Origin of the sequence: Spiroplasma endosymbiont of Lariophagus distinguendus (genome assembly GCF_023846195.1) — a bacterium.
Taxonomy (GTDB): domain Bacteria; phylum Bacillota_I; class Bacilli_A; order Mycoplasmatales; family VBWQ01; genus Spiroplasma_E.
This window is the reverse complement of record NZ_JALMUW010000025.1, coordinates 1-14044: the sequence shown is the minus strand read 5'-3', so window position 1 is coordinate 14044 and position 14044 is coordinate 1. Positions and strand designations below refer to the sequence as shown.

Sequence of the window (14044 nt, the reverse complement as noted above, 5' to 3'; positions counted from 1 at the left end):
CCATACTTTATTTAAAAAATGATTTTTTTCTTTGAATTTATCCTTTAGATTTTTTATATGAATTTCATTTGTTTCTGAAAAATGTTTTAAATAAAAAGTTTCAAAATTTCAACCTTTAGGTAAGATTCAAATTCCTAGATTTTCAATACTTTGTTTTTCTTTAATTAAATATTTTTTTAATTGTTTAAAAATATTATCTTTATTTATAGAAAGAATATTATTTTCATGTTGAACATTTTTTTGATTATCATTGTCTTTTCAAATACAAATATAAGAAAATTTGCTTTTAATACCTCTAGCAATTAAAAAGTTAATAGTTTTTTTAATGTCTGTAATTTGATTTGCTTCTCTTTTAATAAATTTGATTTCATTAAATGGGATGTAACTTGGTTTTTTAATTTTAATATGTTCATTTAATTGTTTAAAATAAGTTTCTTCATCTAAGTTTTTAGTTTTTCCCTCATAACATATTATTAATAATGCCTGACAATTAATAATTTTATTACTCATCTGTACTTAGTATTTTTTAGTAAATCTATTATATATTTCATCAATACTATCACTGTCAGGGTGAGAATTAATAATTTCTAATATATAATTTTTTGAAAATAATTTATCATTTCTTTTAATTCCATAATTTTCAGAGTTGCTTAATTTTTCAAAATTATTATTTTGATTATATAAACTAACGTTAATACAATTATTATGTATTTTAGCTATATCAAAAATATAAGGATTATGTGTAGTAAATAGAAGTTGCGAATTGTTAGGATTATTTTGATTATAATAAAATATTCTTAATATTGTGTCAATAATTCTTGGATGAAACGAATTTTCAATTTCATCAATAATATATATTTTATTTTTATCATTATTCATAATTCTGGGCATTAAATAAAGAAATCTTTTTGTTCCCTCCGATATATTTTCAAATGGTACTTTTATTTCTTTATTGTTTTTATCTTTGACAATTGCAATAATATCATCATCATAACCATGATATTGTAAATCAATAATATTTGGATCAACAGCCTTAATTAGGATTTTTAAATTTTTTAATTCTTGTTTACTTTTGTCATTTTTAGATTTAAAAATTTTCTTTAAATCATGTGTAAGATGATGGTGTTCATAAACTCCAAAAACATTATCAAAAATTTCAATATTTTTTATAAATAAAAATAAGTTATTTATTAAATTAACTTCTTTTTCTTCAAATTTAAAAGTTATTTTTTCCTCATATTCAGAAATAGTTGCTACTCTTCATAATAAACAATAATCTTTATAATTTTCAAAAATAGTTTTTCATTCTGTAACTTCATTATTAATTTTTTCAAAAATAAATAATTTTTCTTTAATTAATTTGAAATGATCACTAAATTCTAAATCATGTTTTAATAAATTATTATTAATTATATATTCAAAACTAAATAGTTTTTTTTCTTTTCAAACCCACATATATTTTTTATAGTATTTTTATTAATTTCAAATTTATTAGTAACTATTTTCTTATATATATATATATATATTGTGAACTTGTCAAGAAAAGTGGACAATAAAAGTAACCTTTTATTAAATTTTATAAAATAGCGTTTGTAAGTGTTAAATTTATAGGTATGAAGTAATTATTTGTTGGTTTGGAATGAGCTAATCGATATTCGATTGGACTCATTCCTTTTAATTTGTTGAGGTCGATAATTATTATAAAAGTAAATATTTAGGTAAGTTGTCTTGTATTCATTCAATAGTTCTATTTTTTCTTGGAATTTGATATAGAAATTCTGTTTCATTTATTCCAAATCAAGTTTCAGTAGCACCATTATCACAGGAATTACCTCTTCTAGACATTGAAATTTTTATTTTTAATTCATCACATAAAATTTTATAAGAAGGATTTGTATAGTGAAATCCTTGATCTGATTAATGGAAATTCATAAGTAGGTTTTTGAGCATTAACTCAAGAAGCTGGATAATGTTTGGACAACAAATAATAATGTCCTAAACTTGCACTTATTTTATAATCTAATATTTCATTATTATGAAAATCTTTAACAATTGATAAATAATATGTTTTACCATTAGTTAATAAATAAGTTATATCAGTACCTAATTTTGATTTAAATTAGTAGTTGAAAAAATCACGTTTTAATAAATTATCATATCTTAAACTTCCTGATTTAATTTCTATAATCAAATTTTTTTATACAGACAGCTTTTTAAACTCATATTTTCATATATCTATATACAATGTAAATTTTAATTTTAAATTATAAATTTTGTTAATTCATAAAGTTATCATTTATAACCATAAATTTCTTGAAATTCATAAAAAATATTTTAATTATATTGAAAAACAAAAATGTATCATTTATTAAATTCATTCATTCAACTTGAATTGCTTATAATATCCTGATTTTAGAGCATTTAATAATCAACATAAATAACTAATCTGATATTTTTTTCAATGAGAAAATCACAAAATATTTCTTCTTTTTGTCAGTTTTCTAAATACTTTTTATATCGTTCATTGCACTCAATATATTCAATTAATTCTTGTTTGTCATTTCATTAAAATTTAAAGATTTAGGTCAGCCTGTTGCGTTTTAGCACAAATTCCATTGCCATATTCTAAACCTTTTTCACCTAATAATTTATATAACTAATTCATTCTTTTATTGATGATCATGTACCATACTCTATTGGTTTTATCAATTGTTTTAATTTTACTTATTTTTATTATTTTTAACTTTTCTTCTTTTGATAGTCATTTAGCCATAAAAAAATGAACACCTTCCTTAAAGTATTTTTAACACAAAGGTTACAATTCTGTGTCTACTTTATTCTAGATGTTCAAAAGAAGATTTACCAGTTGCATTACCGCCAATAATACCAGCTAAATTAAATGTATATAAAATATTAGTATTAGTTAATTTATGTGTTATAGTAACATTTTTATTTTTATTAGCTATATTTTTATGAGTATAGTATTCTATTTCTGCATTTGTTAAACTTTTAAAACCTTTAATTTTAATTTTAGTTAACATATACTTTCTCCTTTTTAATTTATGTTACAGAAATATAGTAACATAAATTAAATAAATGTAAAGTTAAATATTAAAATTTTACCCCATAATTCCAGCTTCATATAAATGTTTAAAGTGACCTTCTTTAACTTTTAATTCATCAAAAGTACCAACTTGAACTAAACCTTTTTCTTTTTCTAAAACTAAAATCTTATCAACAGTTTTAATTGTTGATAAACGATGGGCAATAATAATACTAGTACGACCAATCATTAATTTATTAAATTGTGCTTGTATTTCCTTTTCGACAATATTATCTAAGGCACTAGTAGCTTCATCTAAAATTAATAGTTCTGGATTTTTTAAAAAGATACGAGCAATAGCTACTCTTTGTTTTTGCCCACCAGATAAGTTAATCCCACGTTCACCTAAAATTGTATTATAACCATTAGGTAATTGTTCAATGTAATCATGTAAGTTAGCTTTACTTGCAGCAATTTTGATTTCTTCTAAAGTTGCTCCTTGCTTAGTATAACTAATGTTTTCGGCAAATGTGCCAAATAAAATTTGTGGATCTTGTTCAATATAGCCAATATGATGTAAGTATTGTGCTAAGTCAATATCACGTAAATCAGTATTATTATTAATTAAAATTCTTCCTTTAGCGGGGTCATAGTAACGTAGTAATAACTTAGAAATAGTAGTTTTTCCGACACCAGTTGCACCAACAATAGCATAACTTTTACCTTTTTCAAAAGTGAAAGAGAAGTTATTTAAAATTCAGTCTTCTTTTTCATCATAGCGGAAATTAACATTTTCAAAAATAATATCACTAGTAATTTGTTTTACTGGTAAGGCTTTTTCTTTATTAACTATTTTTGGTTTAATATTAAGAATTTCATTAACTCTTAAAATTGAAGTTGATGTTTTAGCTCAATTACCTAAGAATTGAATACTTTGAATAACTGGGAAAATTAAAGTGTTGACTGCTAATAAAAAAGCAATTAGTGTTGGAACACTAATGATGTGTTTACTTACAAACATGAAACCAGCAACTAAACCAACAATGTTAATTCCTGTTAGCAATGTAATTAGTAATGCTCTAGTAAAACTTTCAAAAGTAATAGTTTTTTTTGCTGCTTGGTAATATTTAAGATGTTCATTAGAAAATCTTTTATTTTCACTTTTTTCTGTAGCATTACTTTTAATTAAAGTAATAGTATTTAGTCGATCAGTAATATCAGCATTAACTTCAGTGTAAACTTTTCTTCATTTATAGTTTAAATAACGAATAATTTGAACATTTAATACTGATATTATTAAAATTGATAAAACAATACCTAAAACAATTAATGATAATTGTCAATTTAAAGAAAAAATAACGTAAATTGAACCAAAAAAAGTCACAATTGAACTAAGCATAGTTAAAGGAATAGATTGCATATTTTCACCAATAACACTAGTATCACTAATTAGTTTTGTTAAAGTGTCACCAATTTTGCGGTCTTCATAATATGACATATCTAAATCTAGTAAATGTTTTAAAACTTTATTTCGATATTCAATTTCAACTTTAACACCAATGATGCTTCCTGTTAAATTACGAAAGTACATAAATAATCCTGATGCAATTTGTAAACTAATTAAAATATAAGCTAAAGTAGTAATTTTTTCTCATTGAAAACCATCGGGGGTAGCTAAAAAATTATTAGTAATTTTAGGAATAATCACTGAAATTATTGAAGAAGCAATAGTGGTTAGTATTGCAATTAGATAAAGTAGTGGATATTTTTTAAAGTATTTAATAACTGCGCTTAAGAAACCACTTTTTTTTATTTTTAATTCATTATAATCAGTCACGCTTTTTTTTATTTTTGCTGTTGTTTTTTCTTTTGTCGGCGAAGCAGTAATTTTTGTTTTATTTTTTTTGGACATAATATTTGATCTCCTTATTAATAATTTATTTTTATTTGTTATAGTGGTAAACCCAATTCTTTTAATGGAATATAATTAAAAAAATAACGACAATTACTATCTATTATATAATTTAAAGTATCTTTATATTCTGGTTTTTTAAATCAATCACTTAATAAATATCAGTATTCAATTTTGCAATTTAATATTGATAAAAGTTTTTGTCATTGTTTTCTTTTAAAATCACAAGTTTGTAGTTTTTCATCAACACTGAACGAAAGGGTCACCTCTAAGTTGCAATAATTATACTCTAGTGAAAAAGTAATTGAAACACTTTTTCTGGAGTATTTTTTATTTTTGTATGAAATCTTGTATTGTTATATTTTCAAATAGCATGATTCATATATAATAAAAATGTATTTTTATTTTTGAATTTTTGTCTTTTAAAATAAACAACTTTTAAAGTTTTAAATACAGTTTCTACAAGTGCATTTTGATATGAAGCATAGCCATCTGTCATGCTTAATTGAATATTATTTTTTCGCATAATTTCCAATAATCATGAGTTCTAAGTGTATTCCACGATCGGTATGAATAATTGTATTGTATAAATTATATTTATTAGTCATATCTTTTAAAGATTTTATAAGGTGTGACTTTTCTTGATTTTTAGATCCAGTGATGATGTAAAATTTTTCGTGAATAAAAAATCAACAAATGCTCACAAATACAATTTTGATTATTATTTTAAATTCACTAATATCTAAACAATTTTTTCTAATGGTTTATTAACTTTAAAGCTAATGGTATCATCAGCTTGTTTTTTTTAATAAATTAGGTGCTATAAATTTATGTTGTGCTTTTAATTTTGATTTTTTTCCATAAGTTCCTTGTTTATGTTGTTTTTAAACCTAATCTTTTCATTGCTGAAAGTGATTTTTTCTACCAATTTTTAAAATAGCACCATTCGTTTATGACCATATTCTTGTGACAACCTAATCTTTATCATCATCATAAAAGATTAAATTTATTGCTTGATCATAACTATCATCAAACTTTGGTTTTCATTCTGGACATCCGCAGATATTTCACTTACAATATCCTTCATTAGAAATTTGTAATAAATTTAATAGAAAAGATTTTTATCCCTTTTCAATATGAGATTTTAACAATTTTATAACATTCTAAATGAGTTTAAAAAGTGAAATGGTTTATTTTTTGCGTGGTTTAGGTTTTGCTTGTGGTTTTTTCAATTTTGACTGCGGTAGAGATAAGACTTTTCCAAAATTTCAATTTTAGTTTGTAGTAAAAATAATTCTTTTTCAACTCGTTTTTCATAATTTTTTAATGATTCTTTTGGTCTTTTCTTAAAATCTCTACTCACAGTATTTACCTCTTGTTTTTTAATTTTAGTTCTTTTTGAAACTAAACTTTTTTCACCTTGCAAGTATCATTTTTGAATTCAAATATAAATTATTTTTCTACTGATTTTATTTTCTTTGCTTAATGTTGTAGCAGATTTACCAGCAAAATATTGTTCTATGATTTTTAATTTTAGTTCCTTATTATATCTTGTCATAAAAAGAGTCTCCTTACTAAGTTAAAACATTGTTTTTTGCAACTTAGGGGTGACTGAACATCTAGAATAAAGTAGACACAGAATTGTAACCTTTGTGTTAAAAATACTTTAAGGAAGGTGTTCATTTTTTTATGGCTAAATGACTATCAAAAGAAGAAAAGTTAAAAATAATAAAAATAAGTAAAATTAAAACAATTGATAAAACCGCATTAGAGTATGGTATTGGTCGATCATCAATAAAAGAATGAATTAAAGCATATAAATTATTAGGTGAAAAAGGTTTAGAATATGGCAATGGAATTCGTGCTAAAAAAACCAAAAGAACAGGTCGACCCAAATCTTTAAATTTTAATGAAATGACAAAACAAGAATTAATTGAATATATTGAGGCAATGAACGATATAAAAAAGTAACGGACTTCTCCCCACATGTACTTGTGGAGGAAACAATGAAATTGAATGAGTTCAACAATACTTTTCAAACAGAACAAGATTGTTTGAAATATATAGTAAGTTTGAAGGAAAATAAATGTATCAGGTGTTATTGAACAAATTTGAATACTTCTGATTTAAGAAGAATAAGATGTTTGAAATGTCATCAAACATTTAGTATTCTTCATGGCACCATTTTTTACAAGTCACAAATACCTTTGAAATCTTGGTTTTATCTCATCTTTAGATGAATAAACACCAAACATGGAATTCCATCAACTGATGTTGCAAAAGAATTGGGGGTAACTTTGAAAACTGCTTGAAGAATGGGTCATAAAATCAGAACTTGTATTATAAACAAGAATCACAATTTATTGTTGAGGGCATAGTGCAAATGGATAGAAATGTATCTTTCACATAGGTTTAAAAACAAAGGAAGATCCCAGTGAATAAAACCTTGATTGTTAGTATTTATGAAAAACAACCAATAATTGGTTGTGAAAGTATTGAAAAATGCAAAAAGTAAAAATCTTTTGCAGTTTGCAGAAACCCACATTTCTTCAAAGTGTGTCATGTACATACTGATTTTTGAAAGGATATTGCGATTTTAAATCGGTTTTCACTAAGCATGAAACAGTCAATCATCAAGATAGCTATGTTTCAAAAACTGGTGTAAATACCAACCAAATTGAATCAGTTTGAAAACATATAAGAAGAACATTTAAAACACATATCAAAGTTGCAAAACATCATGTTCATTTATATGCAAAAGAAGCTGCATATAAATTCAATAAGATACCTAGTTTTGAAATTGTAATGCTATGTTTGATTTAAAAATGTGGGGAGAAGTCCGTAGATAGGCTTTTCTCAGCATTTATGTGATAAAATTTAAAAACGGACTTCTCCCCACATGTACTTGTGGAGGAAACAATGAAATTGAATGAGTTCAACAATACTTTTCAAACAGAACAAGATTGTTTGAAATATATAGTAAGTTTGAAGGAAAATAAATGTATCAGGTGTTATTGAACAAATTTGAATACTTCTGATTTAAGAAGACTAAGATGTTTGAAATGTCATCAAACATTTAGTATTCTTCATGGCACCATTTTTTACAAGTCACAAATACCTTTGAAATCTTGGTTTTATCTCATCTTTAGATGAATAAACACCAAACATGGAATTCCATCAACTGATGTTGCAAAAGAATTGGGGGTAACTTTGAAAACTGCTTGAAGAATGGGTCATAAAATCAGAACTTGTATTGCAAACAGAATCCAATTTATTGTTGAGGGCATAGTGCAAATGGATGAAATGTATCTTTCACATATGGGTTTAAAACAAAGGAAGATCCTTGGTGAATAAAACCTTGATTGTGTATTTATGAAAAAAACAACCAATAAATTAATTGTGAAAGTATTGAAAAATGCAAAAAGTAAAAATCTTTTGAGTTTGCGAAACCACATTTCTTCAAAAGTGTCATGTATACATACGATTTTTGAAAGGATATTGCGATTTTTAAATCGGTTTTCACTAAGCATGAAACAGTCAATCATCAAGATAGCTATGTTTCAAAAACTGGTGTAAATACCAACCAAATTGAATCAGTTTGAAAACATATAAGAAGAACATTTAAAACACATATCAAAGTTGCAAAACATCATGTTCATTTATATGCAAAAGAAGCTGCATATAAATTCAATAAGATACCTAGTTTTGAAATTGTAATGCTATGTTTGATTTAAAAATGTGGGGAGAAGTCCGTAGATAGGCTTTTCTCAGCATTTATGTGATAAAATTTAAAAATAGTACATAAAGGGAGAAAAGCCTTAAAAATAAAAATTTCAATGTCTAGAAGAGGTAATTCCTGTGATAATGGTGCTACTGAAACTTGATTTGGAACAATGAAAACAGAATTTCTATATCAAATTCCAAGAAAAAATAGAACTATTGAATGAATACAAGACAACTTACCTAAATATATTTACTTTTATAATAATTATCGACCTCAAATCAAATTAAAAGGAATGAGTCCAATCGAATATCGATTAGCTCATTCCAAACCAACAAATAATTACTTCATACCTATAAATTTAACACTTACAAACGCTATTTTATAAAATTTAATAAAAGGTTACTTTTATTGTCCACTTTTCTTGACAAGTTCACTCCTTAGTTACAATTATTTGTTTATATTATTACAATACTATTTAGTTTATTAAACTTCCCTTTTCTTTAATATTATATATTAAATAATTAATAAATAAGTATTTTACTATAGATACTATTTATTAATTTTTATTACTTCACGTTTCATATATTGTTAAAAACTTATTATTTAATGGTTTTTTTTGTTCTATTAAATGCTTTTTTAAAATTTCTAGATAGTATTTAAAAGCAACAGTTAAATCTTGAAAGGCAAGTTTTCTTAATTCTTCAACATAATAATGGTTACGTTCAATTGATATTTTATCTGCTAATAATACTATTAATTCTAAAGGTTTCATTTCAGTTGCACCAGTAGTATGTTTAGCAATTGCATGAAGAACTAAATCATCATGGTACTGATAATGATTTTTTAAATACAATGCTGCTACATAACCATGTCAAATTGGAAATGGTTCTTGTAAAAATTCTTTATTATATTTTGTTAAAAATTTAGTCATTTTATTTTTACTTCAATGTTTGCAAAGGTCATGATAAGTGCCTGCAATTAGGGCTTTATTAGCATCTTCGTTATAATGGATTGCTAATTTAACAGCCATTTTACCAACATTAATACAATGTTCAGTTCTATTGTTATCTAAATTTGCTTTTAAACGCTCATAACTATATATTAAATTATTGTTAATATAATCATTAATTTTTATATCAATTTGATTAATAATTTCACCATTTCTAATTTTGGCAGAGCTAATATCACTACTTGGTCGAACTACTAAATTTTGACACTTGTATTTTGACATTAGTTCTAATGTTTTACGATAATGAGGGCGATTAACAACAATAATTTTAACTAAATTAATTAACTGTTCAATTCCTTGTCATTTATTTAAGGTATATAAATTATCAGAACCGATAATAAAAAAGAATTTGTGATTTGGATAGTTTTCAATAAAGTAGTTAATAGTATTAATAGTATAACTAGGTTGTTTACTTGTTAGTTCATAATCATTTAATTTTATTCAAGAATAGTTTTTAATAACTAAATTAATCATATCGACTCTTTGTTGATCGCTGGCACTGACACTGTCTTTTAACGGATTTTGTTTTGTTGGTAAAATTCAAACTTCATCAAGTGAAAGTTTATGATAAGCTGTATTTGCAATATTTAAATGTTGATTATGAAATGGATCAAAAGTTCCACCAAAAATACCAATTCTTTTCATTATTTGCTAGTTCCTAATGATTCTAAAATTTCTTTATTATATTTTTTTGTTCTTATCATTTTAATTTCATGTAAATAAGGTGGATGTCCATTAATTCATGGCGTTTCTAAAATTTTTATTTTAGTAAGCAACAATGGATGATAAATAATGTTAATTAAAGTTTGAAAACCAAGGTAACCCATTCCTAAGTTAGCATGACGATCTTTATGAGCATTGATTGGGTTTTTAGAATCATTAACATGAATAACTAATAATTTATCTAATCCAATAAGTTGATCAAATTGTTGTATTACTTGTTCTAAATTATTATTAAGATCATAACCAGCATCAGATAAGTGACAAGTATCTCAACAAACACCAATTAGTTCGGGTCTTTTTACATTATTAATAATATATTGAAGTTGTTCAAAAGTAGTTCCTACTTCACTACCTTTTCCTGACATTGTTTCCAAAGCAATTTTTACAGTTTGTTTTTCTAAACATGCTGCATTTAGTCCTTTAACAATTTGATCTAAAGCAGTTTGTGGTAAAGCACCAACAGCGCTACCTGGATGTAAAACCAAAGTTTTAATGCCAATATCTTGACAGCGAATTATTTCTTGTCGTAAGAAATCTACTGCTAATTGGTAAGTACTTTTGTTAATACTATTAGCCAGATTAATAATATAAGGAGCATGGACAATAAGATTATTAATATTAATATTTTTTTCAATTAGTTTTTCTGTAAATTCTTTAATAAATAATGCTTTGGTTGGTTTACGAATTGTATTTTGTGGAGCACCTGTATAAAACATAAACGTATTGGCATTATAACTTAGAGCTTCTTCAAGAGCACCTAATAAATATTTTGGTGCTTTCATTGAAACATGAGATCCAATAATTAATTTGTCATTTTCCATCTTGCTTCCTCTTTCATTATTAATTTTCATCAAAAAGTTTTTTTCTTCTTGCAATTGCTTGTGTTTTTTTAATTTTCTTAATTGATGCTTTAATGTGTTGTTTTCTTGTTTCTTTTTTTATTGCTTCTAAATCTTTATTAAATTTTTTCTTATAACCAGGAGTTACATTTTTATTTTTTTTAAAGCGATTAATAACATATTGTTCTTCTTTATTTCTTTCTATTTTTCGTTTATGAGCAATGATGTTGTCATTAGTAATTTCTGGTAGTAACTTATTATCTTTAATTTTATAGTATTCTATTGGAACGTTTAAATTTTTTAACTTATGAATAGTAGAATTATCACTCTTATCATAAAATACATAAGAAATACCTGAATAGTTAGCTCGTCCTGTTCGCCCTGCTCGATGAAAATAATATTCTATATTATTTGTCGGTAATTGTAAAGAGATAACATGAGATACCCCTTCAATATCAATACCACGTGCTGCGATATCTGAACAAACAACATATTGATATTCAAAATTTTTAATACGTTTAAAAGTTTGAGAACGTTCTCGTGCTGGTAATCCACCATGTAAGATTGCTACTTTTTTATTTTCTTCAATTAAGACGTTTGCAATTTCTTCAATATTTTCTTTGTTATTAACAAAAATTAAACATAAATAAGGATCAAACATTGTTAATAATGATTGTAGTTGTTTTTTACTATCTTGATGATGACGATTAATAAAAATATGTTGAATTTTTTGAGATTTATTATCAATACTAATTGTAGTAGCATTAGTAATATATTTTTTTAATCAAGTAACTAGTTGGGGTAATATTGTTGCTGAAAAAGTCATAATTTGAGTATTTTTATTCATTTTAGTAATTAAAAAATCTAAATCTTCCATGAATCCCATATCAAATAACATATCACATTCATCAATAACTAAAGTGTTAGTAGTAGTAATTGCTAACATATTAAGTTCATATAAACGTTTTAATCTAGTTGGAGTACCAATTACAATTTGTGGTTGATTATTACTTAAATTATTACTTTGACGAATAATATCTTTGCCACCCACTAAACAAGCAATGCTAATATTTTGATCTTTGATTAAAGCTTTTAAAAAATTGAACGTTTGTTGAGCAAGTTCACGAGTAGGTGTAATAATAACTGCTTGTGTTACTTTTAAAGTAACATTACAATTATTTAAAATTGGAATTAAATAAGTATGAGTTTTACCACTACCAGTAGCACTTTTAATAATTAAGTTTTTATTAGTTAATGCTAAAGGAATGATTTCAGTTTGGACTGGTGTTGGATTAATTAGTTTTTCTTTTTTTAAATTTTCAATTAGTCATGGTTGTAAATTAAATTGTTGAAATGACATACGTTCACCTTTTTCTTTAATGCAATATTAATATTTTATCTTATTTTTACTAAGTTCTTTAAAAAATAAGATAAAAAACTTTATTAAAAGTAATAATAATTACTATTTTAATGTTTAAGATTATTAATTTTCAAAAAATAAAAAAATACATCAGTAATTTATACAACTAATTGTTTATCTAAATTTCTAATCTAATAAAAGTAAAATGTCAATAGATTATTTGTAATCATGTAAAATTAACTTAGAAAAAATTTAAGGGCTTAGAAAAGAGGTTTGTAATTTATGTCAGAAGAAGATGAAGAAAAAAAGAAAAAGAAGAAGAAATCAACAAAAATTATTGTTGGTCTTATCGGCTCTGCAGCTTTAATTGGAGCCACCATTGCTGGTGGTATGACAGCTATTGCTGAAACAGAAGGAGAAAAAGAAGAAGAAGAGGAAGAAAAAAATAAAAAAAAATCAAATGGTTCGATCTCTAAACAATCATCAATTAGTGATAATAAACGAATTTTAGCAGTAATTTTAAAAAGCAAAACAAATTTGCAATTAAAAACTGAAGACAAATTGAAAATGACAAGTCCAGAAACTGTAAAGGAGGTTATTAAAGAGAGACTAATTGAAAGTAATCCACAATCAAATTTAATAAAAGAAAAAATTATTTTAGGTAATTTAAAATATAATAATATGAACATTAAACCAACTACTTTAACAGTTGAAATGACTTATGATGACCCTTTAGTTATTGGAAGTGTAATTTTAAATATAATTTATCCAAAATAAAAGATAAGCAGAACTTGTTTATAAAATGACGCAAATTTATATATTAAGAAAATTTAGGGGGTTATTTATATGCAAAATAATTTAAATATAATGTTTTTAGTTAATTGATCAGATTTTTCAATAAAGGACTGAATAATCATAGGATTATCAATATTATTATTAATGCTAACTTTTATTTTTATTTTAGTTATTTTTCTTTTTAAAAGAAAAAGATTTAAGTTTAAAATAAACAATATTATAAGTGATAATTTAGTAAAAATAGGTAAAAATAATTATAAATTTTCAAGTAGAAATGCTTTTATACTCTTTAATGAAATTAAATCAATAATTTTAGATAAGCGTTATAAGTATTTTTATAAATTTAAAAAGAGATATAAAGATGGTAGTTTAAATAATGAACTTTTTGATATAGTTCAAAAATATTATTTAAAAAATGAAAAAGAATTAAAGAAAAAACCAAAACCTTTATTTGAAAATAAAAAAAATGATAAACCCAGTGATGCTGTTAATAAAAAAGATGATAAAAAAGTTAAATTTGTTTTTGATGATCAAGAAATGACAGTAAAAATTGAAGAAGATAAATAAAACTACTCAATTGAGTAGTTTTATTTATTTATAACTATTTTTTATCTTTTAAAAATATGTATAAAAATTTAA

The 14044-nt window shown here is 24.1% G+C and carries 18 protein-coding genes and 1 pseudogene; 8 read left to right on the top strand and 11 right to left on the bottom strand.

The window, feature by feature from the left end:
• From M0D11_RS03275 to M0D11_RS03240, 8 genes and pseudogenes are all read right to left on the bottom strand, one after another.
• A partial coding sequence (locus M0D11_RS03275; RefSeq protein WP_252320057.1) for a hypothetical protein occupies positions 1-510 on the bottom strand: 510 nt, incomplete at its 3' end.
• A 6-nt stretch (positions 511-516) separates the two neighbouring features.
• The gene (locus M0D11_RS03270; protein ID WP_252320055.1) at positions 517-1455 is read right to left on the bottom strand and encodes an AAA family ATPase; all 939 of its coding nucleotides are present in this window, start codon (positions 1453-1455) and stop codon (positions 517-519) included.
• 243 nt (positions 1456-1698) lie between these two features.
• Positions 1699-1845 (bottom strand): hypothetical protein, encoded by a 147-nt coding sequence (locus M0D11_RS03265; protein ID WP_252320053.1) that lies wholly within the window; start codon positions 1843-1845, stop codon positions 1699-1701.
• 989 nt (positions 1846-2834) lie between these two features.
• Positions 2835-3041 (bottom strand): hypothetical protein, encoded by a 207-nt coding sequence (locus M0D11_RS03260; protein ID WP_252320051.1) that lies wholly within the window; start codon positions 3039-3041, stop codon positions 2835-2837.
• Between the two features lie 78 nt (positions 3042-3119).
• Positions 3120-4955, bottom strand: coding sequence for an ABC transporter ATP-binding protein (locus tag M0D11_RS07210; protein ID WP_252320050.1), 1836 nt, complete (start codon positions 4953-4955; stop codon positions 3120-3122).
• A 38-nt stretch (positions 4956-4993) separates the two neighbouring features.
• Positions 4994-5206, bottom strand: a pseudogene (locus M0D11_RS03250) (hypothetical protein); the annotation flags it as partial.
• Positions 5207-5244: 38 nt separating this feature from the next.
• A complete protein-coding gene (locus tag M0D11_RS03245) occupies positions 5245-5481 on the bottom strand; it encodes an integrase core domain-containing protein (RefSeq protein WP_252320046.1) in 237 nt (78 codons plus the stop codon).
• 627 nt (positions 5482-6108) lie between these two features.
• Positions 6109-6513: a helix-turn-helix domain-containing protein gene (locus tag M0D11_RS03240; protein WP_252320044.1), complete on the bottom strand. Its 405-nt coding sequence runs from the start codon at positions 6511-6513 to the stop codon at positions 6109-6111.
• 131 nt (positions 6514-6644) lie between these two features.
• On the opposite strand from M0D11_RS03240, the gene M0D11_RS03235 reads away from it, so the two are divergent.
• The 6 genes from M0D11_RS03235 (at position 6645) to M0D11_RS03210 (ending at position 9064) form a co-directional block, all read left to right on the top strand.
• On the top strand, positions 6645-6926 hold the full coding sequence (locus M0D11_RS03235) for a hypothetical protein (RefSeq protein WP_252320042.1): 282 nt from the start codon (positions 6645-6647) through the stop codon (positions 6924-6926).
• Between the two features lie 236 nt (positions 6927-7162).
• A complete protein-coding gene (locus M0D11_RS03230) occupies positions 7163-7333 on the top strand; it encodes a hypothetical protein (RefSeq protein ID WP_252320040.1) in 171 nt (56 codons plus the stop codon).
• 199 nt (positions 7334-7532) lie between these two features.
• A complete protein-coding gene (locus M0D11_RS03225; protein ID WP_252320038.1) occupies positions 7533-7778 on the top strand; it encodes a transposase in 246 nt (81 codons plus the stop codon).
• A 297-nt stretch (positions 7779-8075) separates the two neighbouring features.
• The gene (locus M0D11_RS03220) at positions 8076-8309 is read left to right on the top strand and encodes a hypothetical protein (protein WP_252320036.1); all 234 of its coding nucleotides are present in this window, start codon (positions 8076-8078) and stop codon (positions 8307-8309) included.
• Between the two features lie 116 nt (positions 8310-8425).
• Positions 8426-8689, top strand: a complete 264-nt coding sequence (locus M0D11_RS03215) for a transposase (RefSeq protein ID WP_252320034.1) — start codon at positions 8426-8428, stop codon at positions 8687-8689.
• Between the two features lie 102 nt (positions 8690-8791).
• On the top strand, positions 8792-9064 hold the full coding sequence (locus tag M0D11_RS03210) for an IS3 family transposase (protein WP_252319335.1): 273 nt from the start codon (positions 8792-8794) through the stop codon (positions 9062-9064).
• A gap of 171 nt (positions 9065-9235) precedes the next feature.
• Here M0D11_RS03210 and M0D11_RS03205 read toward each other — a convergent pair whose 3' ends face one another.
• The 3 genes from M0D11_RS03205 to M0D11_RS03195 are packed head-to-tail and all read right to left on the bottom strand — an operon-like array spanning position 9236 to position 12610.
• Complete coding sequence (locus M0D11_RS03205) at positions 9236-10333, bottom strand: nicotinate-nucleotide adenylyltransferase (RefSeq protein ID WP_252320032.1); 1098 nt, start codon at positions 10331-10333, stop codon at positions 9236-9238.
• The gene (locus tag M0D11_RS03200; protein WP_252320030.1) at positions 10333-11232 is read right to left on the bottom strand and encodes a deoxyribonuclease IV; all 900 of its coding nucleotides are present in this window, start codon (positions 11230-11232) and stop codon (positions 10333-10335) included. Before M0D11_RS03200 ends, M0D11_RS03205 begins: the two co-directional genes overlap by 1 nt.
• 19 nt (positions 11233-11251) lie before the next feature.
• Complete coding sequence (locus M0D11_RS03195) at positions 11252-12610, bottom strand: DEAD/DEAH box helicase (protein WP_252320028.1); 1359 nt, start codon at positions 12608-12610, stop codon at positions 11252-11254.
• 282 nt (positions 12611-12892) lie between these two features.
• On the opposite strand from M0D11_RS03195, the gene M0D11_RS03190 reads away from it, so the two are divergent.
• Positions 12893-13387 carry a hypothetical protein gene (locus M0D11_RS03190; RefSeq protein ID WP_252320026.1) on the top strand — a complete coding sequence of 165 codons (495 nt, stop codon included), beginning with the start codon at positions 12893-12895 and terminating at the stop codon, positions 13385-13387.
• 69 nt (positions 13388-13456) lie between these two features.
• Complete coding sequence (locus M0D11_RS03185) at positions 13457-13972, top strand: hypothetical protein (RefSeq protein ID WP_252320024.1); 516 nt, start codon at positions 13457-13459, stop codon at positions 13970-13972.
• Positions 13973-14044: the final 72 nt, after the last annotated feature.